We start from the raw sequence: 21,151 nt of genomic DNA, 5'->3' as shown, positions 1-21,151 counted from the left end.
TGCTCGTGGACATCGTCCCGGTCGGGGAGGTCACCCCCCGAGTGAAACGGGAGGCCTCCGGTGCGCTGCGTTCCGTATACGACTGCGACGTGACGGTCCACGACGATCAGCCGATCCCCGACTCCGCCTTCGAGGCAGATAGGGACCAGTACCGCGCCGAGGACCTCATCGAGACGGTCACTCGGGTCGGCGGCGGCGAGAAGAACATCGGCATCACGCCCGAGGACCTCTACTACCGCCGCCGGAACTACGTGTTCGGCCTCGCGTACCTCAACGGCAGCGGCTCCGTCATCTCCACGCACCGCCTCCGCACCTCCTCCGACGGCGGCGTCTCCACCAAGCCCGCGGTCGACGTGTTTGGCGACCGCGTCCGCAAGGAGGTCGTCCACGAGATCGGTCACACTCTCGGCCTGGAGCACTGCGACAACAGCAAGTGCGTGATGTCGTTTTCCCCGACCGTCCGCGAGGTCGACGTGAAAGAGGAGAACCTCTGTGGCACCTGTTCGCGGATCGTCCGCTGACGCGGCGCGACCGGCGTACCCTCCCGACGATCTGTCGCCCGATCTCTCCGGTCGCCAATCCCTCTCCGATCGCCGGTAGACGTAAAGTCCGGCCCGCACAAGGGACGGGTATGGCCGCAAAGCCGGAATACCGCGACCGGCCGGACGTCGAGGTCGCGCTGCTCGACGCGCTCGTCGACCGCGGCGACGAGGGAATGACCGTCCTCGAACTGCGCGCGGCCGTCGACGCAGACATCGACGCCGTCGAGGAGGCCCTCTCGACGCTGAAGGAGGACTCGCTGATCACCGTCGAGTCCGAGGAGCACGTTCGGGTGTACGCCCACGAGAAGGTCGTTCCGGACCCGGAGGCGCCCGACGACGACCCCTCCGAGAGCCTCGTCGACGCGATCCGGGACCGACTCGGACTGTAGCCGTCGGAGACGGCGGCCTTTTGCCCCTCGATCGCCACCGTTCGACCATGACGCTCGTCTCCGGTACCCACGACGCGCACGGCGCCGCGTACCGCGACCGCGGCGGTCGCGAGGTCGTCGACCACTACGGGAAGCCCGTCCGCGTCGGCAAGGCGGTCCGAAACGTCGCGGGCGTGATCGAGATGGGGTACGGCGTCCTCGCCGTCAGGGGGAGCGACCGCGTCGAGTTCGTGGACAACGCCGTCTCGAACCGCGTCCCCGCCGAGGACGGCGAGGGAACGTACGCCCTCCTGCTCGATCCTCAAGGCGGGATCGAGACGGACATGTACGTGTACAACGCCGACGAGCGGCTGCTCGTCTTCCTCCCCCCGGAACGGGTCGAGTCGGTCGCCGCCGACTGGGCGGAGAACGTGTTCATTCAGGACGTCGCGATCGACGACGTGTCCGACGAGTTCGGCGTGTTCGGGGTTCACGGCCCGAAGTCGACCGAGAAGGTCGCCTCCGTCCTCGGCGGACCGGGCGCGCCGGAGGGGCCCCTCTCGTTCGTCCGCGGGTCGATGGTCGACGCCGGCGTCACCGTGATCGCGACGGACGCGCCGCTCGGCGAGGAGGGGTACGAGATCGTCTGCGCCGCCGCCGACGCGGGCGACGTGTTCGACACCCTGATCAACCGCGGGCTCAACGCCGCGCCGTTCGGGTACCGAACGTGGGACGCGCTCGCGACCGAGGCCGGAACGCCCCTCTTCGAGTACGAACTGGCGGGCACGGTCCCGAACGTCCTCGGCCTCCGGAACGCGCTCGACTTCGAGAAGGGGTGTTACGTCGGGCAGGAGGTCGTCTCGCGCGTGGAGAATCAGGGGCGACCGAGCCGACGGCTCGTCGGCCTCGAACTCGACGGCGTCGCCGAGGCGGTCGACGGCGTCGACCCGAACGCGGACCCGCAGGGGATCGACGCCGCGCTCCCCGCGTCCGGTGCGGCCGTCTTCGACGGTGACGAGGCGATCGGCGAGGTGACGCGGGCGGCCGTCGGCCCCGCGACGGACGTGCCAGTCGCGCTGGCGCTCGTCGGGTTCGACGCCGCCCTCGGCGAGGTCGCCGTCCGCGTCGACGGCGAGGAGAGTCCGGCCACCGCCGTCGACCTCCCGTTCGTCGACGGGAGCGCGCGGTCCGCGCGGCTGCCGACGTACCCCGAGGGACGCGCCTGAGGGTGAAGCGGAGCGTCGCCGCCCGTCACGCGACGAAGTCGACCGCCGAGTAGAGGCCGAACCCGAGCACGAACGCGCCGACGAGCGACCCGATCCACGCGAGGACCGTGTACCCCATCTTCTTCCGGCTCACGCCGGCGTCGCCCGCGGCGTAGCCCGCGCCGACGATCGCCGAGACGATGATCTCGTTGAACGAGACGGGGATCCCGAAGGCGACGGCGGTCTGCGCGATCGCGAACGACGGGATGAGCGCCGATATCGACCGTCGCGGCCCCATCGAGGCGTAGTCCTGCGCGAGCGCCTTGATCATCCGCGGCGCGCCGGTCCACGACCCGGCCAACAGCCCCACGCCGCCGCCGACGAGTAGCGCCCACAGCGGGACGCCGACCTCGCTGAAGATCGGGACGAGCGGGCCGATCGCGAGGCCGACCTGCGACCCGCCGGCCGAGAACGCGACGAGCCCGCCCATCGCGAGCAGGAACCGCCGCTGTGCCCCCTCGCGGTCGCGGCCGAGGTCCGCGTACACGGCGACCGAAACGAGCGCGGCGATCGCGACGCTCACCGCGGCGGGACCCGCGCCGCTGCCGCCCAGCCCCGCCCCGAGGACGCTCGCCACCGACGCCTGCTGGCCGGCGGGACCGAGCAGCGCGAACCCGACGTTCGCGAGGATCGCGCCGACGACGCCGGCGAGCGCGGCCGTGAGCGGTCGCTCGGGCAGCGACTCGCCGATGAGCATGCGCGCGACGCCGTAGGCGACGCCGCCGCCGACGAACGGCGTGAGCACCCACAGCGTCGCGATCTCGGCGTACTTCGGCCACGCCGGGTCGCCGCCGAGCGCGAGGCCGACGCCGACGACCGCACCGGTGACGGTGAACGCCGTCGCGATCGGGTAGCCGGCGAACACGCCGACTGCGACCAGCGCGGCGGCCGTGACGAGCGCGACGATGGCCGCCACGGCGGTGAGCGTCACCCCGCCGATCAGTTCGGTGCCGACCGCCTCGGTCACGTTCGCGCCCTGGAGGATCGCGCCGAGGAGCCCGAGGACGCCGACGACGAGCCCGGCCCGCATCACGGAGATCGCGTTCGCCCCGACCGCGGGCGCGAACGGGGTCGACCCCGACGACCCCGCGCCGATAGACCACGCCATGAAGAGGCTGGCGGCGGCGGCGACGAGGAGGGTCGCGGCGGTGGCGACGACCATCAGCGTCGCCCGTCGTTGTACCCCTCGTTCAGCCCGGCCACCGTGCGCCGGACGAGGAGGAACCCGAAGAAGAACAGCCCGAGAAGACCCACCAGCAGAAGCACGAACAGGGGTTGGACCGGGAGCATACGACCGAATCCGTCGGCACGCGGTTATAATTTACGAGCCGAACGGTCGCGTGACCCGGACGATTCCGACGCGTTCGGGCGATCGAATCCCGATGACTAAAACGCGCTTTTGTCCCTCAGCCACGTATATGTCGCTACCAGGACTACGTGTAATCGCGACCCCCCGCTTCGGCCCTCACGCTCGAACCCGCCGGCCGACCGCCGGCTGGTCGGACTCGCACCCGCTCCCTACCCAGTCCGGTATCCCCCTCCCCGGCCGACCAGCGACCGACAGCCGGCGCCCACCTCCGCGTCGATCCGGGTCCTCCACCGCTGACACGACCGTCGGCCGGCCCGGCCGTCGGCGGGGCGTCGCGATCGGTCTCTGCCGACGCGACGGCGAGCCCGATCCGCTTCTCGTGATTCGCTCCCTTACTCGCGGCTCTCGGCCCCGATCCGGAACGTCTCGAACTCCTCCCCGTCCGGCGTCACCAGTCGCCCGTCCAGACCGTCTCCGGCCCCGTCGTCCACCGGACGCAATTCCGCGTGCGCCGGCCGGTTCCCGCGCGGTTGGGCGTGGCTGCCCGGATTCAGTATCGGGAGCCCGCCTGAGTCGTCGAACCGCGGCCGGTGGCTGTGGCCGCAGATCACGGCGTCGGCGTCGCGGCCGCGACCGAGCATGACGAGCCCCGTGTCGCCGCTGCGGTGTCGGTGCGTGACCGCGAACCTGACCCCCGCGTATTCGACGGTCCGAACCTCCGGGACGCGGTCGCGGATCGCGGCGTCGTCGTTGTTGCCGTAGACCGCCCGGAGGGCGGCGGTGGTCGACTGAAAAGCGTCTAAGACCGGCTCGCGGTAGAAGTCGCCCGCGTGGATCACCAGATCCGCCTCGCGGACCGCCTCCGCGGTCCGCCCCTGAAGCCTCGACTCCTCGCGTGCGTGCGTGTCGGAGACGACGACGAGCATACCGGGAGTCCGCGCCGGCGTGAGTTAAAAAGCGCGCTCGCCACGGCGGTGCGTGCCTCCAAGTAGCAGCCGAAGGCGGCCGCGAGGAGCACGCGCGAGGGAGTCGGTCGCCCGGAGAGCGCGGAGGGCGACCGACGAGGCTGGGGAGGCGTGAGGCGCGGTTGCCGTGCGGGGCGGGGGTTCGGGGGTGTCCGTCGCCGCTCCGGACTCAACGACATGTAACCGAGCGGCTGGGCTTTGGAAGTGTTCGCCGTCGCTGGGTCGTCAGTACCGGATAAACAAGCGCCCGGAGACTCGAAACCGGTCTATCGCTACTCGTCCAGCGAGAGCGCCGCGAGCAGCGACTCCAACTGGACCTGTTCGTTGGCGCCCTCGGCGATCCGGTAGTCGGCCTCGCCGATGCGCTCCATGAGCCGCACCGCCTCGCGTTCGTTCAGGTCGAACTCCCAGACTGAGCGGTGGAGCTGGTCGATCACGTCGCCGCCGGCCATCCCCGTCTCCGTGAGCAGCGTGTCGAGCGTCGAGCGCGCGCGAGCGAAGTCGCCCTCCAGCGCGTCGGTCACCATCGACTCGATCTCCTCCGGGCGGGCGGTCGCCGTGATCGCGTACACCGCCTCCTCGTCGACCACGTCGCCCGTCGTCGCCGCCGCCTGAAGCGAGTTGATCGCGCGGCGCATGTCGCCGTCGGCCGCGTACACCAAGGCGTCGACTCCGGCGTCGGTCACCTCGATCGACTCCGCGGACGCGATCTCGCGGACCATCCCGCCGACCGCCTCGTCCGACAGCGGCGAGAACCGGAAGACGGCGCAGCGCGACTGGATCGGGTCGATGATCTTCGACGAGTAGTTACACGAGAGGATAAACCGGGTGTTGTCGGAGAACTGCTCCATCGTGCGGCGGAGCGCCGCCTGTGCATCATCTGTAAGGCTGTCGGACTCGTCGAGGAACACGATCCGGAAGTCGCCGCCGAACGACGAGCGCGCGAACCCCTTGATCCGGTCGCGGACGACGTCGATGCCGCGTTGGTCGGAGGCGTTCAGTTCGAGGAAGTTGCCGCGCCAGTTGTCCTCGCCGTAGATCTCGCGGGCGATGGCGGTGGCCGCGGTCGTCTTCCCGACGCCCGCGGGCCCCGAGAAGAGCAGGTGCGGCACGTCGTCCTGCGCGATGTAGCTCTGGAGCCGCTCGACGATCTCCGATTGCCCGTGGATGTCGTCGAGCGTCTGCGGCCGGTACTTCTCGATCCAGATCTCCCGGCCCGTCGCGGTCGCAGCCGGCTGCTCGTCGGCCTCGCTCATTGCCCGATCCGAGGGTCGGCGGGGTGATAAACGAACCGAGACCGGGCTCTCACTCCGCCCGCAGCAGCCGCTGGAGCTCGTACGCGAACACCCAGACTCCCATCAGCACGCCGACGGGGACGACCACCGCCGCGATCTCTCGCGACACCGGCAGTTCCGCGACGTCGATGAGCAGGTGCGTCGTCGTCGCCGCGATCTGCGCGAACAGCTCGTACTCCTCGCGGATCGCGTCCGTCAGCATCGACCCGACGACGAGCGTCACCATCGCGGCGACGCCGTGGACCGTCCCCCGGATATGTGGCATAGTCGTCATATCCGCGAGGACCGTCATCAGTGTTTCTCTCGTCGCTACATCCGCCGTCGGACCGTCTCGCGGAACGCGCTCGCTGCGTCGCCGCCGTCCTCCGCCTCTCGCAGGCGCCCCGTCGCGTCGGCGTCTACATCCGGCGCGAGGACGGCCGCCGCGGCGCCAGTCGCGACGGTCTCGGCGCGCCAGTCAACGTATCGCTCCCCGAGCCACGCCGGGAGGTCGGCGCGTAACACGGCGTTCCGCCAGGCGAACTCCCGAGCGCCCTTCAGGCCGAGCAGGGCCAACCGGTCGTCGAGGGGATCGAGCAGCCAGTCGACCCCGGCGATCCCGACCGCAGCGTACGCCTCGACGAGGACGTCCTGTACGGTCTGGACGAGCCGGGCGAGGATCGCGTTTATGCGGTCGTGGTCCTCGCGCTTGACATCGCGGTCCGGGTCGATTTCGACCTCACCGAGCGTGTACGTGAGGTCGTAGGTGATGTGCGCGTTGATCGCGAGCAGGGCGTCCTGCGCGACAAGCGACTCGCCGCGGACCGCGGCGGTGAAGGCGATCAGCCACGGTCGCGGGAGCGACTCGAACGCGCGGCGCTCGAACGCCGCCAGCGCCCGGCGGTAGCGCTCCGCGAAGGCGACGAGGTACGACGCGGCCCACTCCGGGTCGACGAACGCGCCGTCGTCGATCGCGGTCCGGACGGTCGCCGTCATCCGGCTGTACACCGTGAGAAACACCGCGCGCCGGTCGCCGCGCTCGCGGAGGTACGACTCGGTCCGCGCCAGCCGCTCGTCGACATCGGCGACGGACGCGAACGGGCCCGAGACGATCTCGAGGAGGCCCGGATCCGGCTCCTCGTCGGCTAGGGCCGCGGCCGCGCCGTCCGCCTCGATGTCGACTGTCCGTCGGACTCCGGCGAGCAGCGCCTCCGCTTCGTCGACGGTCGGAACGCTGGTGCGGATCGGGATCATCGTGACGGGACGGCGAACGCCGTCAGAACGTTCGGTACTCCGCCGCGATACAAGAGCGTTGCCGCCGGCTCCGGGGTCCGCCTACGCGAACTCGTCGATGAGTTCGGGCACCACGTCGAAGAGGTCGCCGACGATCCCGTAGTCGGCGATGTCGAATATCGGCGCGTTCGGGTCGGTGTTGATCGCGACGATCGTGTCCGACCCCTTCATGCCGGCGACGTGCTGGACCGCGCCGGAGATGCCGACCGCGATGTACACGTCCGGCGTGACGACCTTCCCGCTCTGTCCGACCTGCCGGTTCTTCGGCAGCCAACCGTTGTCGACGATCGGTCGAGAGGCGGACAGCGTCGCGCCGAGCGCGTCCGCGAGGTCCTCGATGAGCTCGATGTTCTCCTCCTCCTCGATGCCGCGGCCGACCGAGACGAGCACGTCGGCGTCCGCGATGTCGACGTCGCCGCCGCCGACCTCCTCGAAGCCGGTGACGCGGGCTCCCGACTCGGGGAGGTCGATGTCGGCCGTCTCGACCGTCGCGTCTCCGACGCCCTCCGCGGGCGGCCACTCGCCGCCCCGGACCGTGAGGACGAACCGGTCGCCCTCGACGTCGACCGTCGTCTCGACCTTCGAGCCGTACATCTCGCGGGTGACGGTGAGCCCGTCGTCGTACTCGATCCCGACCGCGTCGGTCACCAGCGGGACGCCGAGGCTCTCGGCGAGGGCGGGCGCGTAGTCGAGCCCGTTGACGGAGTTCGGCAGCACCACCGCCCCGGCGTCGACGCGGTCGGCCAGCGTCGAGGCCGCCGCTCGGTAGGCGTTGTGGTCGAACTCCTCGCCGTCGGCGACGGCGTGGATCGCGTCGACCCCCTCGCGGTTCAGCTCCTCCGCGAAGGCGTCGACGTCGCCCGCGACGACCGCCACGTGGAGGTCGACTCCCCGCGCGTCGGCGAGCTCTCGGCCGGCGGTGATCGCCTCGTACGAGACGTCGCGGAGCTCTCCCCGGCGGTGTTCGGCGGCGACGAGCACGCTCATTACGCGCTCACCCCCTTGTCACGGAGGACCTCGGCAAGGCGACCCGCGGACTCCCCGGCGTCCCCCTCGATGATCTCCGCGTCCGACTCGCTCTCCGGCTCGTACATCGAGGTGAGCGTCAGCGCGCTCTCGACGTCCTCGGCCGTCAGCCCGAGGTCGGACAGCGCCTTCACCGCTATCTCCTTCCGCTGTGCCTGCCGGATCCCGCGGAGGCTCGCGTACCGCGGCTCGTTGAGCCCGGTCTGGACGGTCAACACCGCCGGGAGGTCGACGTCGGTCAGCTCCTCGACCCCGCCCTCCAGCTCGCGGTGGACGTGGGCCACCCCCGCGTCCGCGTCGACGTCGAGGTCGTTGACGACCGCGGCGTGCTCGAAGCCGATCCGCTCCGCGAGCGCGACGCCGGTCGCGCCGAACCCGGTGTCGGCCGCCTGGACCCCGCCGAGGATCAGGTCCGGCTCCTCCTCCGCGACGACCGCCTCGAACAGCTCGACCTTCGAGGCGACGTCGGCGAACCCGCCGTCCAGCGCGTCGTCCCAGACGCGGACCGCGCGGTCGGCGCCCTTCGCGAGCGCCATCCGGATTGTCTCCTCCGAGCGCTCCGGCCCGACGGTGACGGTCACGACCTCGTCCGCGATCCCGGCCTCGGCCAGCTGGACCGCCGCCTCGACGGCGTAGTCGTCCCACTCGTTGAGATCGTACTCGAGATCGGACTCGGCGATGTCGGTCCCCTCGATCGCGAAGTCGTCGTCCGCCTCCGCGACCTCCTTGACGGTCACCAGAACCTTCATGATCGTTACTCGGTCGCTCGCCCTGTAATGGTTTTCGGAACGGGCGAGGACGGACCGGCGGTTTCCGCTTCCGCGGGTCAGCGCTCGGCGCTCGAACGGGCGCTGTCGCCGCCGTCGCTGTCTCCTCGGTGTCGCTGCCGTCGCTGTCTCCTCGGTGTCGCCGCCGTCGCTGTCTCCTCGCTGTCGCCGCCGCTTCCGCCTACTCCTCGCCGTCGCCGCCCGTCTCGTCCTCGCCGTCGGGCAGCGAAATGAGGTTCTCGCGGCCGAGTCGGAGCTTCTCGACGCGCCCCTCGTCGGCCATCGCCGAGAGCAGCTGCGAGACCTTCGCGTCCGACCACCCGGTCTCGGCGACGATGTCTGCCTGCCGCATCCGGCCGCCGTTCTCGTCGAGGAGCCGCTCGACGCGTTCCTCGTCCGAGAGCAGCGAGAGGTCCGGCCCGTCGTCGCCGTCCTCCCCCTTTCCGACGGAATCGCCGGGGTCGTCCCCCGAACCGTCGTCTTCCGGACCGCCGTCGCCGGCACCGATCGGCTTCCGGTCGGCGCCGCCGGGGTCCGCGGTCTCGGAGGTCGCGGCTGACTCGTCCGAGACGTCCTCCTCGGCGGTGATCCGGCGGTACCCGACGACGCTGCCGGCGATGAGCGTGGCCCCGAGCAGTATCGCGGCCGCCAGCATTCCCCACGGAGCGCCCGCCCCGGCGGGCTCGTACACGATCCGTACCGGGTCGCCGCTCTCGAACGTCTGGGGGCCCTCGATTATCACGTCGCCGTCGGAGAGCTGCGTCACGGCGGTGCTCGGCGTTCCGGTGACGGCGTACCCCTCCGGCGTCGCCACCTCCAGGGTCTGGCTCGCCTCGAGGCTACGCAGCCACGTCTCGTTGCCCGGCGTCGTCAGCGCGTCCCCGAGGATCAGGCTCTCGCCGTCCTGTGCGAGGAACTCGGTCCAGGTGAACCGCAGGCGGAACTCACCGACGGCGACGGCGTCTTCGGTGGCGACGTCGAACTCGCTCGGGTCCTCGTACACCTCGACCTCCCGCTCGACGCCCTCGATAGACATCGACCGGTCGACGGTGCGGCTCGCCTCCCGACGGAATCCCTCGAACAGCGCGGCGTTCGGCCCGATCTCGCCGCCGCGGAAGCGCTCGCCGGCCGTGCGGAACACGTCGGTCTCGTTCTCGTCGGCCAGCGAGTACCGCACCGCGACGGTCCAGTCGGCGCTCCGGTCCGGGTTCAACGCGAGTCGGATACGGGTCGTCGACGGCGAGGTGATCGCGTCGTCGGTCTGTTGGCGAACCGCTGATTCCCCGCCGAGAGACCCCCGAACGTCGGTCGAGCCGTCGAGCGGCCCGGCGTGGTTCGGGGCGACCTCCGCGTCGAGGGGAGAGGGGGCCGTCGTCGCGCCGGTGACCGCGCCGCCGGCGCTCGCGAGCAACGCGAGCGCGACGATCGCGACCAAGAACGCGCGCAAGGCGGGGTTCCGCATACGTCTCCGGCCACTCGCGCGCCGGGCAAAACGCTTTCCATACGCTGTTTTTCGACGGGAAACGCGGTCGAACTCCCACTCACGTCCGCGGCCGGACGCGCCGTCGACCGCGACACCGACCCGCACGGCGCCGGTGACCGACCGCAGTGGGTGGATTTTTTGTATCGCGGGGCGAACCAGCAGACGATGAGAGCCCTCCCGATCGCCGCGGTCGCGGTCCTGCTGCTCGTGGCGCCGGTCGCCGGCGTCGCCGGCCCCGGCGTCGCCGCCTCCGACGGCGCTTCGCCCGCCTCAGAGCCGGCGCGGCCCGCCGCCTCCGTCCCGCCTTCCGGCCCGGCGCAGTCCGTTGATCCCGTCTCGCCCTCCACATCCCCGTCACGGTCCGTCGATCTCGCCTCCTCGGCGGATTCCCCGTCGACCCCCAGCCAACTCGCGCCGCAGATCGAAACGGCGAACCTCACGCTCCGGACGCTCTCGACGCCGTCGGGCGCGGCGACGCGCGTCAGCACGTCCACCCGGGGCCCCGACCTCGGATCGTCGCTCGGGTTCGCGACCGCCGACGCCGACGCCGCCTTCGAGACGGCGGCCGTCGTCGACCGGATCGAGCGCACCGAGACGAACGTCGAGCGCCAACAGCAGATCCTCGCGGAGATCAACCGCGTCGAGCGCGCCGAGGTGGCGCTGTACAGCCGCCAGTCGGAGGCCTTCAGCTCGCACGCCGACGGCGAGATCACCGACCGCGAACTGCTCGACGAACTCGTCCGTGTGGCGGCGACCGCTAAGGAGTACGACGAGCGGCTCGACGCGATCGACGCGCTCGCCGACGCGACGGAGGACTTCAGCTCTCCCGGTCGGCTCGACGAGCTTCAGGTGGCGCTACAGGTGTACGAGGGGCCGGTCCGCGACCGCGCCCTCGCCATCGCCCGCGGGCAGTCCGCCCCGAGCGACATCTACGTCGCGTCGAGCCAGGGCGCCGTCGTGCTCGCGACCGTCGTCGAGGACGAGTACGTCCGCGAGGTCTTCCGCACGGGCCGCTGGGACCGCGGCGGCAGCGACATCTCGAACGACGCGGCCATCGAGATGACCGAGGCGGCCTACCCTGAGACGGCCGCGCTCCGCCAGCCCGACGCGTTCGGCGCGGGCTCGGTCCAGCGTATCACGATCCCGCACGAGTTCGGCACCCTCCAGACGTTCGTCAGCGGCGGGACGGAACAGGTGTTCGTCGAACACCAGCGGGTCGGCCTGACGGCGTTCCCCGACAGCGAACCGGTCACCGCCTCCGGCGACGGGTTCAACGTCACCGTCGAGCGGACCTACCCCGGCGGCCCGGTGACCGTCACCGTCCTCGACGACGAGACGGGCGAACCGGTTCCCGATGTCACCGTCACGAAGTCCGTCGGCGGGGGAGACAGTCGGGCGATCGGCACCACCGACGGGGCCGGCGTCGTTCGGACGCTCTCGCCCGCCGAGCCGTACCGGATCACGGTCGTCGACGAGCCGTACGTCGTCGTTCTCGACGACATCGAACCCCTGACGACCCCGAGGCCGGTCGGCGACGAGTGACCGGTCGGCCGGGTCGTCTCCGCCGGTCCGGACCGCCCGTTCCGGCCCGCGTTTCCGCCCCCGCTCGCCGCCGCCCGGGCCAACCCTTTTGTACGGAACCGCCGCAGGACCGCCGTGCCACCAGCCGCTCGTCGCCGCCGGGGAATGGCGCCCGTCGCGGGCGTGCTGCTCATCGCGATCACGGTCGTGCTGGCCGGCGGCGTCGCGGCCGCCGCGCTCGACGGTCCCAGCGCGACGGTGCCGCCGTCGGCGGTGCTGTCGCTGTCGGCGACCGACGATCGGATCGCGATCGATCACCGCGGCGGCGACCCGATCGACGTCTCGGCCGTGACGATCCGCGTCAGCATCGACGGCGAACCGCTCGACGAACAGCCGCCGCTCCCGTTCTTTTCGGCCGCCGGATTTCACCCCGGGCCGACCGGTCCGTTCAACGCCGCCGGCGACGACACGCTGCGCGTCGGGGAGACGGCGACGTTCCGCGTCGCGGACACCAACGATCCGACGCTCGAACCCGGCCGGACGGTCACCGTCGACATCACGGCCGACGGGCAGCCGGTCGCGTCGCTGGAGGCGTCCGTCGAAGCGGGCTGAAGCGAGCGCGACGCGGGAACCGCGCTCTCACTCGGCGTCGGGCGCCGAGGGTTCCGCGTTGGCGGCGGTCGAACCCGACCCGTCGTCCGTTCCGTCGCCGCCGGGAACGCGAGCGACGGTCGTGATCGCTCGCGGACTCTGCGGCGTCGCCTGCTGGATGTGGTGTTCGTACTCCTCGTAGCCGGCGGCCTCGAACATCCGGTCGGCCTCGTCGGCGTCGTAGAACAGCATGATCGCGTCGGCCACCCGCTGGAGGATCGGGTTGTTCGGGTAGTCCGGACCGACGACGAGCACCTGTCCGCCGGGCTTCGCGACGCGGCGGAGCTCGCGGAGCCCCTCGACGGGATTCGGCCAGTACTCGATCGAGCCGGACGACCAGACCACGTCGAACGCGTCGTCGCGGAACGGGAGCCGCTCGGCGTCGCCGCGATAGAAGTCGACGCGGTCGTGTTTCCCGAACTTCTCGAACGCCTTCTCCATCTGGTGGACGCTCTGGTCGAGGCCGTGGACGTCGTCGGCGTGCTCTAACAGTCCCTCGGTGCCGAACCCGGTGCCGCAGCCGACGTCGAGCACCGTCGGGTCGTCGCCGAACTCCAGCCACGAGAGCGCCTCGGCGCGCATCTCCTCGTTCCAGTTGAAGCGGTTGATCTGGTCGTACACCTTCGAGAGGTACTTGTAGAAGAGCCGGGCGTTCGACTTGTCCTCGAGGATCCCCATTTACCGGTTCATTGGGCCGCCCGCCCCATAACGACACGGATCCGCGGTCGGCCGACGCCGGTTTCGGCGCCCGCTTCCGACCGTCTTTTCCGCCCGCCACCCGTTCCCTCGGGCATGAACCCGACGACGAGCGGCCGGTTCCGCGTCCACGACCGGCGCCAGCGGCCGGACATCGACGACGACGCGGCTCGGAGCGGCGTCGACGACGCCGAGGAGTTCGTCCTCGTCGAACTCGCCGACGAGCCGGTCGATCCGACGGACCCCGACGCCGCGGACCGGTACGACCCGCTGTACGCCACGGCCGAGGGATACGACGGCGACCTCGCGGACGCCGTCGACGCGCTCCGTCCCGGCTTCGTCGTCGACGCGACGCTGGCGTGGACCGACGGCTCCGCGCGATTCCGCGAGGTCGAGGTCGTCCGCGAGACCCGGTTCCGCTTCGCCGACGACGTGGAGGGGATGTTCGAGGCGGCCGTCGAGACGTGGCGACAGATCCGCGCGGACGGCGAGCCCGTCGGCTCGATCACGACCCGGTCGAACGACGGCGATCCGAACGGCGCGCTCTACCTCTTCGCCGATGCGCCCGGCAGCGACACCTTCGAGGAGGTCCGAACCGGGCGGCTCCCGATCGAACCGCTCGTCGCGCGGGTGAACGACTCGCGGGACGACGACGACCCGCGGGAGGTGTTCGTGCTGCGCCCCGCGGAGTACGAGTTCGTCGCCGTCTACGTCGTCTTCGACCGCGACGGCGTCCTCGCGCAGACGGTCCGCGACACCTACGACCTCGGGGTCGGCTTGGCCGCGGGGCTCGACGCGAACTACCCCGACGGCGACGGCGGGAGCGACTCCCCGGTTCTCGACGACGCGGGCGACTCGGACGACGACGACTTCGACGCCCTCGACCGCCTGTAGACGGAGCACCTGCGCCGTCGACGGCGCCGAACTACAGCCAGTCCGCGTCGGGGTCGACCCGGCCGGCCGGCGTCTCGCCGTTGAGGACGGCCGCCACGTCCGCCGCGCCGCTCCGGTTGAGGTCGTCCTTCGCCTCCTCGCTGTACCACGCCGCGTGCGGCGTGACGACCGTGTCGTCGCGCCCGACGAGTGGGTCGTCCTCCGGCGGTTCCTCGGCGAGCACGTCGAGGCCGGCGGCCTTGATCTCGTCCGCCTCCAGGGCGTCGAGCAGCGCGTCGGCGTCGACGACCGGACCGCGACTCACGTTGACGACGACCGAGTCCTCGTCGAGGCGCGCCAGCGCGTCAGCGTCGACGATTCCCCGGGTCGCGTCCGTCAGGGGGGCGTAGACACCGACGTGGTCGGCCCGGTCGAACAGCGCCTCGAAATCGACCTCCTCGACGCCGTACTCGGCCATCTCGTCGGCACCGACGAACGGGTCGTACGCGACGAGGTCCGCGTCGAACCCGGAGAGCTGCTCGGCGGCGCGCTGCGCGATCGGCCCGAACGAGAGCAGCCCGATTGTCGACGCGCTCACGCGCCGGATCGGCGCGCCGGCCTCCCAGCTCCACCCGCCGCCCGCGACGGCGTCGTCGTACGGCTTCAGCGACCGTAGGCACGCGAGGAGCAGCGTCACCGAGTGCGTCGCGACCTCGTCGGTACAGTAGTCCGGGACGCGGGTGACGGTGACGCCGCGCTCCGCGGCCGCCTCCACGTCGATGTTGTCGACGCCGACCGCCGACCGGACCACGACGTCGAGGTCCGTGGCGTCGAGCGCCGCCTCCGTGACGGGCGTGTTGATGTCGGTGACGACAGCGTCGGCCCCCGAGGCCGCGTCGATCAGCCGCTCGGTCGAGCCCAGCTCCGCGACTTCGATCTCGACCGGCTCGTCGACGGCGTCCGCGAGCACCTCGCGGTACGTCTCCGGGTCTATCATCGGGAACGCGGACAGCACCAGTTTGGCCATACGCCTCCTCTCCCGCCGATCCACTTTACGACTGTCACTGACGCTGTCAGGCCTTCATACGTCCGTTTCGATCGTGTAGGATATCCTCTCCCCGTGTCGTCGAGGCTCGGTCAACGGGTCGCCCGTCCGCTTCGAATCGGCCTCGTCGCCCCCCGCTTCCGGGGGCCTCGGTCGCGTTCCGATGACTCTTTGCGGCCGCCGACCGTACGGCTACCCGTGAGCGAGGACAGTTCGAAGCCCCCGATGCTGGTTCTCCTTGAGTCGCTGTCGTTCTACCGCAACGTCCGAGTGGGGGCGGCGGCTGGCGCGCTGCTCGCGGTCCTGCTGTACCTCGTCAGGACCCTCGAACTGCTCGGCCCCGTGATCGACACGCGCGAGTACCCGCTTTTCGGACCGGACGTCTGGTTCCTCCTGCTGGCGTTCGTGCTGGCGGCGACCTCGGCGCTGTCGGTCGCGGTCGTCCTCACGATCGCGACCGCCGTCAGCGGCGCACGCGGCGCGGAGCGTCCGGAGTCATAGGGACCGCATCGGGCCGCCGCGAGAAGGGGGGCGATCGGAACCGCACCGACGATCGGAAGATCCCGTCAGTCGGCCGTACAGGAGGCCTCGCTCTCGTCCGCGGTGAACTCCTGAGCCGGCTCCGTGAGCTTGTAGAGGTTCTGCCTGGCGTCCGCGAAGTAGACGTCCTCGTCGACGACCCCGATCCCTTCGAGCCGTTCGAGCGCGTACCGGACGGTGCGGGCCGACAGCATCGACTCTTGGACGATCCCCTTCTGGGTCAACGGTCCGTTGTACTCGAGCACCTTGAAGACGAGTTTGGCGCTCGGCGGGAGGTCGTCGAGGCCCTCCGTTTGAGTTCCTTCCATCGTTACGATTCGAAACCGCACACGCTCATAAATGTTGATGGAGCATTGCCGCTGAACCGCCGTATACCGGAGATATGCGCCGCTTTTCGCGGTACAAACCGGCAATATGGCCCTATTTCTCCCCGCTGGACTGACCAGTCAGTCAGCGATTCGGCTCGCGCGCGCCTCGGCCGGGGCGACGCGCGCCGGACCGACCCGGCGGATGTCCCCGCGGTACTCCCGTCGCGGTCGCGGCCGGCGGCGGGAACGAACGGCTTTTCACGGGCGCTCGCGGATCCGAAGGCATGAGCGACGACTCGGGCCTCTCCGACCACGCGCGCGGCGTGGTCGTCACGACCATCTGCTGTCTCGCCGGGATCGCCGCCGGCGTCGTTTCGGCCGTCTACGTCGGCACCGATCCGGTCTCCGCCGCGAGCACGACCGCGGTGTTCGTGCTCGGGGCGTTCGTCATCGCGCAGTACCCGATATTTAAAGCGGTCGGCGTCGGGGACTTCGGAGTCAAAGACAACCTCTACGTCGCGTTTCTCACGTTCACCCTCTGGTTCATCAGCTACACCGTCCTCCTGACGTCCGGCGTCGAACTGGGGGTCTGAGATGGCGGACGACAGTATCGCGGTCGTGGACCTCGACCGGTGTCAGCCCGACCGCTGTAACTACGAGTGTATGAAGGACTGCCCGCCCAACCGGACGGGCAAGGAGTGTATCACGGAGCGCGGCGAGGACGCCGAAGAAGGCGATCCGGACCAGATCCACATCTCCGAGGAGATCTGTCTCGGCGAGACGTGCGGCATCTGCGTCAACTCCTGCCCGTTCGACGCCATCGAGATCATCAACCTCCCCTCCGAACTCGACGACGACCCGGTCCACCGCTACGGCGACAACGCCTTCTCGCTGTACGGCCTCCCCACGCCGGAGCCGGGCAGCGTCACCGGTATCCTCGGCCCGAACGGGATCGGGAAGTCCACGGCCGTCCACGCGCTCGCCGGCGAGATGGTCCCGAACCTCGGCGACCACGCCGCCGACGGCGACTGGGAGCGCGTCCTCGACCGCTTCCGCGGCACCGGGATCCAGAGCTACCTCGAATCGCTCCGCGACGGCGACGTGACGGTCGCGCGCAAGCCGCAGTACGTCGACCAGATCCCGAACCAGTTCGACGGGAACACCCGCGAACTCCTGGAGCGGACCGACGAGCGCGGCGCGCTCGACGATCTCGTCGACCGCCTCAACATCCGCCCGGTGATGGACCAGGATATCGACTCCATCTCGGGCGGCGAGCTCCAGCGCGTCGCCATCGCGGCGTGCCTCGCACGTGACGCCGACTTCTACTTCCTCGACGAGATCACGCCGTACCTCGACATCGGCCAGCGGATGATCGTCGCCCGGCTCATCCGCGAGCTCGCCGACGACGACGCGGCCGACCGGTCGATGCTCGTCGTCGAACACGACCTCGCCATCCTCGACCTCCTCGCCGACACCCTCCACGTCGCGTACGGGGAGCCCGGCGCGTACGGGGTCATCACCGACCCGAAGTCGGTGCGGAAGGGGATCAACGAGTACCTGAAGGGGTACCTTGACAACGAGAACATGCGGATCCGCCCGTCGGCGATCACCTTCGAGGAGCACGCGCCGCGGGTCGCCTCCCGGAGCGAGACGCTGATCGAGTACCCGGACCTGCGGAAGTCGTACGGCGACGGCGAGTTCGAGCTCCGCGTCGAGGGCGGCGAGATCAACCGCTCCGAGGTGTTGGGCGTCGTCGGCCCGAACGGGATCGGGAAGTCCACGCTCGCGCAGCTGTTCACGGGTGACTTGGAGCCCGACGAGGGCGAGCTCGACTTCGCGCTCGACATCTCCTATAAGCCGCAGTACATCGACATCGACCAGCACATGCGGGTCGACGCGTTCCTCTCGTCGATCACCGACGAGTTCGGCTCCTCCTACTGGAACACCGAGATCGCCCAGCCCCTCCAGTTGGAGCGCGTGATGGAGCAGAACCTCTCGGATCTCTCTGGCGGGGAACGTCAGCGCGTCGCCATCGCGGCCTGTCTCTCCAACGACGCCGATCTCTACCTGCTCGACGAGCCCTCGGCCCACCTCGACGTGGAGCAGCGCGTCCGGGCGACGACGGCGATCCGCCGGTACGCCGAGAACCACGACGCGACGGTGATGGTGATCGACCACGACATCTACATGATCGACCTGCTGGCCGACCGGCTGATGGTGTTCGACGGCGAGCCGGCCGAGCGCGGCCGCGCGGCGCCGCCGCAGGACATGCGCGACGGCATGAACGAGTTCCTCGCCGACCTCGAGATCACCTTCCGCCGCGACGAGCGAACCGGACGCCCCCGGATCAATAAGCCGGGCTCACAGCTCGACAGCCAGCAGAAGCGCGACGGCGAGTACTACTACTCCGGCTGATCGGAATCGACGTTCGCGGTCGCGCCCCGACGCCCGTCGATTCGCGGTATCGAAGCGATTAAGCCCGGAACACGCAAACGCCGGCACATGAAACACCTCATCATCCGCGGCGACCCCGACATCCGGAAGGACGCGGTGATCGAGCACGACGGCGAGGAGCTGGTCTGTTTCGGCATCAACGTCCAGGGGGGCTGGCACGGCCCGGACGAGCCCCAGCTATGGTGTACCGTCGGCACCGAGGACGAACGTGACGCCTACGACAAACGCGAGTACGTCCCCCACTGGCTCGACGTCGAGACGGTCGACGCCGGGGACCTCGACGTGATCAAGGCGAAGGGCGACCTCTCCGTCTAACGCGCCGACCGCTTCTCGCCGGCGCTTCTACCCGTCTACCGGCGGGTCCGCCAGCCACGCCTCGATGGCGCCCGCCATCGCCCCGCGGCGGTGGACCGTCCCCGCCTCGGGGTCGACGACCGTGCTCTCGGTGCCGGGCGTCTCGCCGCCGTCGATCACGGCGGCGACCCCATCGCGGACCCGGTCGTCGAGGTCGCCGAGGTCGGTGACGCTGCCGGTCCCGGAGACGTTGGCGCTCGTCGCCGTGAGGGGACCGGTCTCGGCCATGAGCGCCCGCGCGAGGTCGTGGTCCGGCACGCGGACCCCGACGCGGTCGCGGCCGGCGGTGAGCGCGTCCGGCACGCCGTCGCCGCGCTCGACGACGACGGTCACCGGCCCCGGGAGGAACGCCCGGGCGAACGCCACCGCCCGCTCCGTCGGGCGGGTGTGGCGGAGGGCGTCGTCGACGCTCGCGACGCCGAGCGAGAGCGGATTCGACCGGTCGCGGCCCTTCAGGTCGAAGACGCGCTCGACGGCGTCGGGATCGAGCGCGTCCGCGCCGAGCCCGTACACCGTCTCGGTCGGGTAGACGACGAGGTCGCCGCGGTCGACGGCGGCGGCCGCCGCGCGCAGCTCGTCGGATCGGTCCGGTCCGTCGTCGCTCGTATCGGCGGTCACGTGCGGCTATTCGGTGCCGAGTTGAAAAAGCGTGACGAGTGGACGTTGCCGCCCCCACCGACGCCCGCCGGGAGACGACGCGGCCGCGGAGCGCGAGGGTATCAGTCGACGAGGTTCGCGACCGCGTCGTCGATCGCCTCGGCGTCGGGGAACGCGGGGTGTTCGCCCGCGACCCACGCGTACTCGACGGTTCGGTCGGCGTCGAGGAGGAAGACGGCGGGACGACTCTCCGTGACCCCCGTCATGCCGTCGATGTCGTGCGCGAGGCCGTACTCCTCGATCACGCCCGCGCCCGGGTCAGAGAAGATGCGGACGCCGTCGCCGCGGTCGGCGAGCAGGCGCTTGTGGGCGTACGGCGTCGAGATCGAGACGCCGAGGACGTCGACCTCGTCGCTCCACCCGTGGTCGTCGACCGTGTTGTAGAGGTACGTCCCCTGAAACGCGCCGTCCATCGGGTGGAAGAGGAGGAGCGTCGGCCCGTCGACGACGTCGGCGAGCGAGCGGTCCTCCCAGTACTCGCCGTTCACGAGCGGGCGGGTGAAGTCGGGCGCCGCGTCGCCCTCCTCGACGTGGTCGGTCTCCGGGAGAGAGACGACGTCGAAGTCGGGCATCTCAGGCAACTCCCTCGGCGTCGACCGCGCGGCCGCCGTCGGCCGCCGCGTCGCCGTACGTGCCGCGGAGGTACTCGACGATGTTCGCGCTCTCGGACATCGTCACGCCCGTCTCGCGGTCGACGATCGCCGGGACGCTCCGCGCGCCGGAGACGCGCTTGACGACGTTGCGCTCCGAGTGCATCGGCTCGACGTATCGGGAGCGGTACGCCACGTCGAGTTCGTTCAGCGTCCGGACCACGCGCTCGCAGTACGGACACGCTTGGAGCCGGTACAGGGTGATCTGTGGCTCGGTCATGCCTCGCGATTCGCCCGCGAGACGGGTAATCGTGTCGGCAGCGGCACCCTCGGTGTCGGCGGATCCGAGTCGGCGACGATTCGGGGCACCGCGCGCACCGGTGGGCGCGCTCGGGTGTGCGGCACGGCGACCGTTTCCGCGGCGGTCGGGTCGCTTCCGGGTTAGTCGAAGGGAACGCTTTAATCGCGGGCCGACGGATGACAAACGAACATGGGCTTGTCGTCTAGTGCGCCGGTGGTCGATGTCCTCCAGATACCGATGCCGGGTCAAGAGGTCGTGACCGCCCTCGGTGTCGTTGCGATTATGCTTCTCATCGGGCTCTCGGCGTTCTTTTCCTCGTCCGAGATCGCGATGTTCTCGCTGCAGCAACACCGCATCGATAGCCTCGTCGACGAGGGGGTGACGGGGGCGAAGACGATCCGCGACATGAAACAGAACCCCCACCGCCTGCTGGTGACGATCCTCGTCGGGAACAACATCGTCAACGTGGCGATGACCTCCATCGCCACCGCGCTGTTCGGGATCTACCTCTCGCGGGGGCAGTCGGTGCTGGCGACGACCTTCGGGATCACGACGCTCGTGCTGATCTTCGGCGAGAGCGCGCCCAAGTCGTACGCCGTCGAGAACACCGAGTCGTGGGCGCTGCGGATCGCCCGCCCGCTGAAGGCCTCCGAGTACGCCCTCTACCCGCTCGTCGTCCTCTTCGACTACATCGTCAAGGGCGTCAACAGCGTCATCGGCGGCTCGGCGGCCATCGAGTCGACGTACGTCACCCGCGACGAGATCCAGGACATCATCGAGACGGGCGAGCGCGAGGGCGTCATCGAGGAGGAGGAGCGGGAGATGCTCGACCGCATCTTCCGGTTCAACAACACCATCGCCAAGGAGGT

Annotated in this window: 26 protein-coding genes; 11 read left to right on the top strand and 15 right to left on the bottom strand. The window is 70.3% G+C overall.

Annotated features, from left to right (window positions below; translation table 11 throughout):
• The 3 genes from B9G38_RS07400 to B9G38_RS07390 form a co-directional block, all read left to right on the top strand.
• Positions 1 to 521: archaemetzincin family Zn-dependent metalloprotease (locus tag B9G38_RS07400; RefSeq protein ID WP_086219970.1), on the top strand; the 521-nt coding region annotated here is incomplete at its 5' end.
• A gap of 110 nt (positions 522 to 631) precedes the next feature.
• Entirely contained in the window at positions 632 to 931 is a 300-nt protein-coding gene (locus tag B9G38_RS07395) for a DUF6432 family protein (protein WP_049931447.1), read from the top strand.
• Positions 932 to 978: 47 nt separating this feature from the next.
• Positions 979 to 2,136 (top strand): aminomethyltransferase family protein, encoded by a 1,158-nt coding sequence (locus B9G38_RS07390; protein ID WP_049931448.1) that lies wholly within the window; start codon positions 979 to 981, stop codon positions 2,134 to 2,136.
• A gap of 25 nt (positions 2,137 to 2,161) precedes the next feature.
• Here B9G38_RS07390 and B9G38_RS07385 read toward each other — a convergent pair whose 3' ends face one another.
• The 9 genes from B9G38_RS07385 to B9G38_RS07350 all read right to left on the bottom strand — a co-directional run bounded on the left by B9G38_RS07385 (position 2,162) and on the right by B9G38_RS07350 (position 10,271).
• Complete coding sequence (locus B9G38_RS07385) at positions 2,162 to 3,337, bottom strand: inorganic phosphate transporter (RefSeq protein WP_049931449.1); 1,176 nt, start codon at positions 3,335 to 3,337, stop codon at positions 2,162 to 2,164.
• Complete coding sequence (locus tag B9G38_RS18725) at positions 3,337 to 3,465, bottom strand: hypothetical protein (protein ID WP_254921732.1); 129 nt, start codon at positions 3,463 to 3,465, stop codon at positions 3,337 to 3,339. The genes B9G38_RS07385 and B9G38_RS18725 overlap by 1 nt, the downstream gene beginning before the upstream one ends.
• 411 nt (positions 3,466 to 3,876) lie before the next feature.
• A complete protein-coding gene (locus B9G38_RS07380) occupies positions 3,877 to 4,410 on the bottom strand; it encodes a metallophosphoesterase (RefSeq protein ID WP_049931450.1) in 534 nt (177 codons plus the stop codon).
• A gap of 311 nt (positions 4,411 to 4,721) precedes the next feature.
• Entirely contained in the window at positions 4,722 to 5,705 is a 984-nt protein-coding gene (locus B9G38_RS07375; protein ID WP_086219969.1) for a replication factor C small subunit, read from the bottom strand.
• Positions 5,706 to 5,754: 49 nt separating this feature from the next.
• Complete coding sequence (locus B9G38_RS07370; RefSeq protein WP_176450635.1) at positions 5,755 to 6,009, bottom strand: hypothetical protein; 255 nt, start codon at positions 6,007 to 6,009, stop codon at positions 5,755 to 5,757.
• 44 nt (positions 6,010 to 6,053) lie between these two features.
• Complete coding sequence (locus B9G38_RS07365) at positions 6,054 to 6,977, bottom strand: DUF5995 family protein (RefSeq protein ID WP_086219968.1); 924 nt, start codon at positions 6,975 to 6,977, stop codon at positions 6,054 to 6,056.
• Between the two features lie 81 nt (positions 6,978 to 7,058).
• Positions 7,059 to 8,003, bottom strand: a complete 945-nt coding sequence (locus tag B9G38_RS07360; protein WP_086215921.1) for an electron transfer flavoprotein subunit alpha/FixB family protein — start codon at positions 8,001 to 8,003, stop codon at positions 7,059 to 7,061.
• Complete coding sequence (locus B9G38_RS07355) at positions 8,003 to 8,791, bottom strand: electron transfer flavoprotein subunit beta/FixA family protein (protein ID WP_049931454.1); 789 nt, start codon at positions 8,789 to 8,791, stop codon at positions 8,003 to 8,005. The genes B9G38_RS07360 and B9G38_RS07355 overlap by 1 nt, the downstream gene beginning before the upstream one ends.
• A gap of 199 nt (positions 8,792 to 8,990) precedes the next feature.
• Positions 8,991 to 10,271: a hypothetical protein gene (locus B9G38_RS07350; protein ID WP_086215920.1), complete on the bottom strand. Its 1,281-nt coding sequence runs from the start codon at positions 10,269 to 10,271 to the stop codon at positions 8,991 to 8,993.
• A gap of 186 nt (positions 10,272 to 10,457) precedes the next feature.
• Here B9G38_RS07350 and B9G38_RS07345 point away from each other — a divergent pair, with 186 nt between their 5' ends.
• Positions 10,458 to 11,834, top strand: coding sequence for a hypothetical protein (locus tag B9G38_RS07345; protein WP_049931456.1), 1,377 nt, complete (start codon positions 10,458 to 10,460; stop codon positions 11,832 to 11,834).
• A gap of 144 nt (positions 11,835 to 11,978) precedes the next feature.
• Positions 11,979 to 12,425 (top strand): type IV pilin, encoded by a 447-nt coding sequence (locus tag B9G38_RS07340; protein ID WP_086215919.1) that lies wholly within the window; start codon positions 11,979 to 11,981, stop codon positions 12,423 to 12,425.
• Positions 12,426 to 12,452: 27 nt separating this feature from the next.
• Here the strand turns inward: B9G38_RS07340 and B9G38_RS07335 are convergent, their stop codons facing one another.
• Positions 12,453 to 13,142 carry a methyltransferase domain-containing protein gene (locus B9G38_RS07335; RefSeq protein WP_049931458.1) on the bottom strand — a complete coding sequence of 230 codons (690 nt, stop codon included), beginning with the start codon at positions 13,140 to 13,142 and terminating at the stop codon, positions 12,453 to 12,455.
• Between the two features lie 114 nt (positions 13,143 to 13,256).
• On the opposite strand from B9G38_RS07335, the gene B9G38_RS07330 reads away from it, so the two are divergent.
• Positions 13,257 to 14,054: a DUF6663 family protein gene (locus B9G38_RS07330; RefSeq protein WP_086215918.1), complete on the top strand. Its 798-nt coding sequence runs from the start codon at positions 13,257 to 13,259 to the stop codon at positions 14,052 to 14,054.
• A 31-nt stretch (positions 14,055 to 14,085) separates the two neighbouring features.
• Here B9G38_RS07330 and B9G38_RS07325 read toward each other — a convergent pair whose 3' ends face one another.
• Complete coding sequence (locus tag B9G38_RS07325; RefSeq protein WP_086215917.1) at positions 14,086 to 15,060, bottom strand: C-terminal binding protein; 975 nt, start codon at positions 15,058 to 15,060, stop codon at positions 14,086 to 14,088.
• Between the two features lie 243 nt (positions 15,061 to 15,303).
• Between B9G38_RS07325 and B9G38_RS07320 the strand changes: the two genes are divergently transcribed.
• Positions 15,304 to 15,579, top strand: a complete 276-nt coding sequence (locus B9G38_RS07320; RefSeq protein WP_049931522.1) for a hypothetical protein — start codon at positions 15,304 to 15,306, stop codon at positions 15,577 to 15,579.
• Positions 15,580 to 15,644: 65 nt separating this feature from the next.
• On the opposite strand, the gene B9G38_RS07315 is transcribed toward B9G38_RS07320, so the two are convergent.
• On the bottom strand, positions 15,645 to 15,926 hold the full coding sequence (locus B9G38_RS07315; protein WP_004598013.1) for a helix-turn-helix domain-containing protein: 282 nt from the start codon (positions 15,924 to 15,926) through the stop codon (positions 15,645 to 15,647).
• Between the two features lie 284 nt (positions 15,927 to 16,210).
• On the opposite strand from B9G38_RS07315, the gene B9G38_RS07310 reads away from it, so the two are divergent.
• From B9G38_RS07310 to B9G38_RS07300, 3 genes are all read left to right on the top strand, one after another.
• Complete coding sequence (locus tag B9G38_RS07310; protein ID WP_086219967.1) at positions 16,211 to 16,519, top strand: hypothetical protein; 309 nt, start codon at positions 16,211 to 16,213, stop codon at positions 16,517 to 16,519.
• Between the two features lies 1 nt (position 16,520).
• The gene (locus B9G38_RS07305) at positions 16,521 to 18,341 is read left to right on the top strand and encodes a ribosome biogenesis/translation initiation ATPase RLI (RefSeq protein ID WP_086215914.1); all 1,821 of its coding nucleotides are present in this window, start codon (positions 16,521 to 16,523) and stop codon (positions 18,339 to 18,341) included.
• 87 nt (positions 18,342 to 18,428) lie between these two features.
• Positions 18,429 to 18,695, top strand: coding sequence for an HAH_0734 family protein (locus B9G38_RS07300; protein ID WP_049931464.1), 267 nt, complete (start codon positions 18,429 to 18,431; stop codon positions 18,693 to 18,695).
• A gap of 27 nt (positions 18,696 to 18,722) precedes the next feature.
• Here B9G38_RS07300 and B9G38_RS07295 read toward each other — a convergent pair whose 3' ends face one another.
• The 3 genes from B9G38_RS07295 to B9G38_RS07285 all read right to left on the bottom strand — a co-directional run bounded on the left by B9G38_RS07295 (position 18,723) and on the right by B9G38_RS07285 (position 20,261).
• Positions 18,723 to 19,352, bottom strand: a complete 630-nt coding sequence (locus tag B9G38_RS07295; RefSeq protein WP_086219966.1) for an L-threonylcarbamoyladenylate synthase — start codon at positions 19,350 to 19,352, stop codon at positions 18,723 to 18,725.
• Between the two features lie 101 nt (positions 19,353 to 19,453).
• Positions 19,454 to 19,963, bottom strand: a complete 510-nt coding sequence (locus B9G38_RS07290) for a redoxin domain-containing protein (RefSeq protein ID WP_086215912.1) — start codon at positions 19,961 to 19,963, stop codon at positions 19,454 to 19,456.
• A 1-nt stretch (position 19,964) separates the two neighbouring features.
• Entirely contained in the window at positions 19,965 to 20,261 is a 297-nt protein-coding gene (locus B9G38_RS07285) for a glutathione S-transferase N-terminal domain-containing protein (protein ID WP_086215911.1), read from the bottom strand.
• 210 nt (positions 20,262 to 20,471) lie between these two features.
• On the opposite strand from B9G38_RS07285, the gene B9G38_RS07280 reads away from it, so the two are divergent.
• Positions 20,472 to 21,151, top strand: a 680-nt coding sequence (locus tag B9G38_RS07280; RefSeq protein ID WP_143415387.1) for a CNNM domain-containing protein, incomplete at its 3' end; no start/stop codon positions are given.

This window comes from Halorubrum sp. SD612 (assembly GCF_002135005.1).
This window is presented reverse-complemented; position numbering and strand designations above follow the sequence as displayed.

Bases quoted from the DNA above. Each gene is read 5' to 3' on its own strand.
- B9G38_RS07355 (WP_049931454.1), bottom strand. From the start codon at position 8,791: ATGAAGGTTCTGGTGACCGTCAAGGAGGTCGCGGAGGCGGACGACGAC.
- B9G38_RS07375 (WP_086219969.1), bottom strand. From the start codon at position 5,705: ATGAGCGAGGCCGACGAGCAGCCGGCTGCGACCGCGACGGGCCGGGAG.
- B9G38_RS07325 (WP_086215917.1), bottom strand. From the start codon at position 15,060: ATGGCCAAACTGGTGCTGTCCGCGTTCCCGATGATAGACCCGGAGACG.
- B9G38_RS07335 (WP_049931458.1), bottom strand. From the start codon at position 13,142: ATGGGGATCCTCGAGGACAAGTCGAACGCCCGGCTCTTCTACAAGTAC.
- B9G38_RS07345 (WP_049931456.1), top strand. From the start codon at position 10,458: ATGAGAGCCCTCCCGATCGCCGCGGTCGCGGTCCTGCTGCTCGTGGCG.
- B9G38_RS07285 (WP_086215911.1), bottom strand. From the start codon at position 20,261: ATGACCGAGCCACAGATCACCCTGTACCGGCTCCAAGCGTGTCCGTAC.
- B9G38_RS07385 (WP_049931449.1), bottom strand. From the start codon at position 3,337: ATGGTCGTCGCCACCGCCGCGACCCTCCTCGTCGCCGCCGCCGCCAGC.
- B9G38_RS07395 (WP_049931447.1), top strand. From the start codon at position 632: ATGGCCGCAAAGCCGGAATACCGCGACCGGCCGGACGTCGAGGTCGCG.
- B9G38_RS07390 (WP_049931448.1), top strand. From the start codon at position 979: ATGACGCTCGTCTCCGGTACCCACGACGCGCACGGCGCCGCGTACCGC.
- B9G38_RS07310 (WP_086219967.1), top strand. From the start codon at position 16,211: ATGAGCGACGACTCGGGCCTCTCCGACCACGCGCGCGGCGTGGTCGTC.
- B9G38_RS07380 (WP_049931450.1), bottom strand. From the start codon at position 4,410: ATGCTCGTCGTCGTCTCCGACACGCACGCACGCGAGGAGTCGAGGCTT.
- B9G38_RS07340 (WP_086215919.1), top strand. From the start codon at position 11,979: ATGGCGCCCGTCGCGGGCGTGCTGCTCATCGCGATCACGGTCGTGCTG.
- B9G38_RS07365 (WP_086219968.1), bottom strand. From the start codon at position 6,977: ATGATCCCGATCCGCACCAGCGTTCCGACCGTCGACGAAGCGGAGGCG.
- B9G38_RS07330 (WP_086215918.1), top strand. From the start codon at position 13,257: ATGAACCCGACGACGAGCGGCCGGTTCCGCGTCCACGACCGGCGCCAG.
- B9G38_RS07305 (WP_086215914.1), top strand. From the start codon at position 16,521: ATGGCGGACGACAGTATCGCGGTCGTGGACCTCGACCGGTGTCAGCCC.
- B9G38_RS18725 (WP_254921732.1), bottom strand. From the start codon at position 3,465: ATGCTCCCGGTCCAACCCCTGTTCGTGCTTCTGCTGGTGGGTCTTCTC.
- B9G38_RS07320 (WP_049931522.1), top strand. From the start codon at position 15,304: ATGCTGGTTCTCCTTGAGTCGCTGTCGTTCTACCGCAACGTCCGAGTG.
- B9G38_RS07315 (WP_004598013.1), bottom strand. From the start codon at position 15,926: ATGGAAGGAACTCAAACGGAGGGCCTCGACGACCTCCCGCCGAGCGCC.
- B9G38_RS07300 (WP_049931464.1), top strand. From the start codon at position 18,429: ATGAAACACCTCATCATCCGCGGCGACCCCGACATCCGGAAGGACGCG.
- B9G38_RS07370 (WP_176450635.1), bottom strand. From the start codon at position 6,009: ATGCCACATATCCGGGGGACGGTCCACGGCGTCGCCGCGATGGTGACG.
- B9G38_RS07350 (WP_086215920.1), bottom strand. From the start codon at position 10,271: ATGCGGAACCCCGCCTTGCGCGCGTTCTTGGTCGCGATCGTCGCGCTC.
- B9G38_RS07290 (WP_086215912.1), bottom strand. From the start codon at position 19,963: ATGCCCGACTTCGACGTCGTCTCTCTCCCGGAGACCGACCACGTCGAG.
- B9G38_RS07360 (WP_086215921.1), bottom strand. From the start codon at position 8,003: ATGAGCGTGCTCGTCGCCGCCGAACACCGCCGGGGAGAGCTCCGCGAC.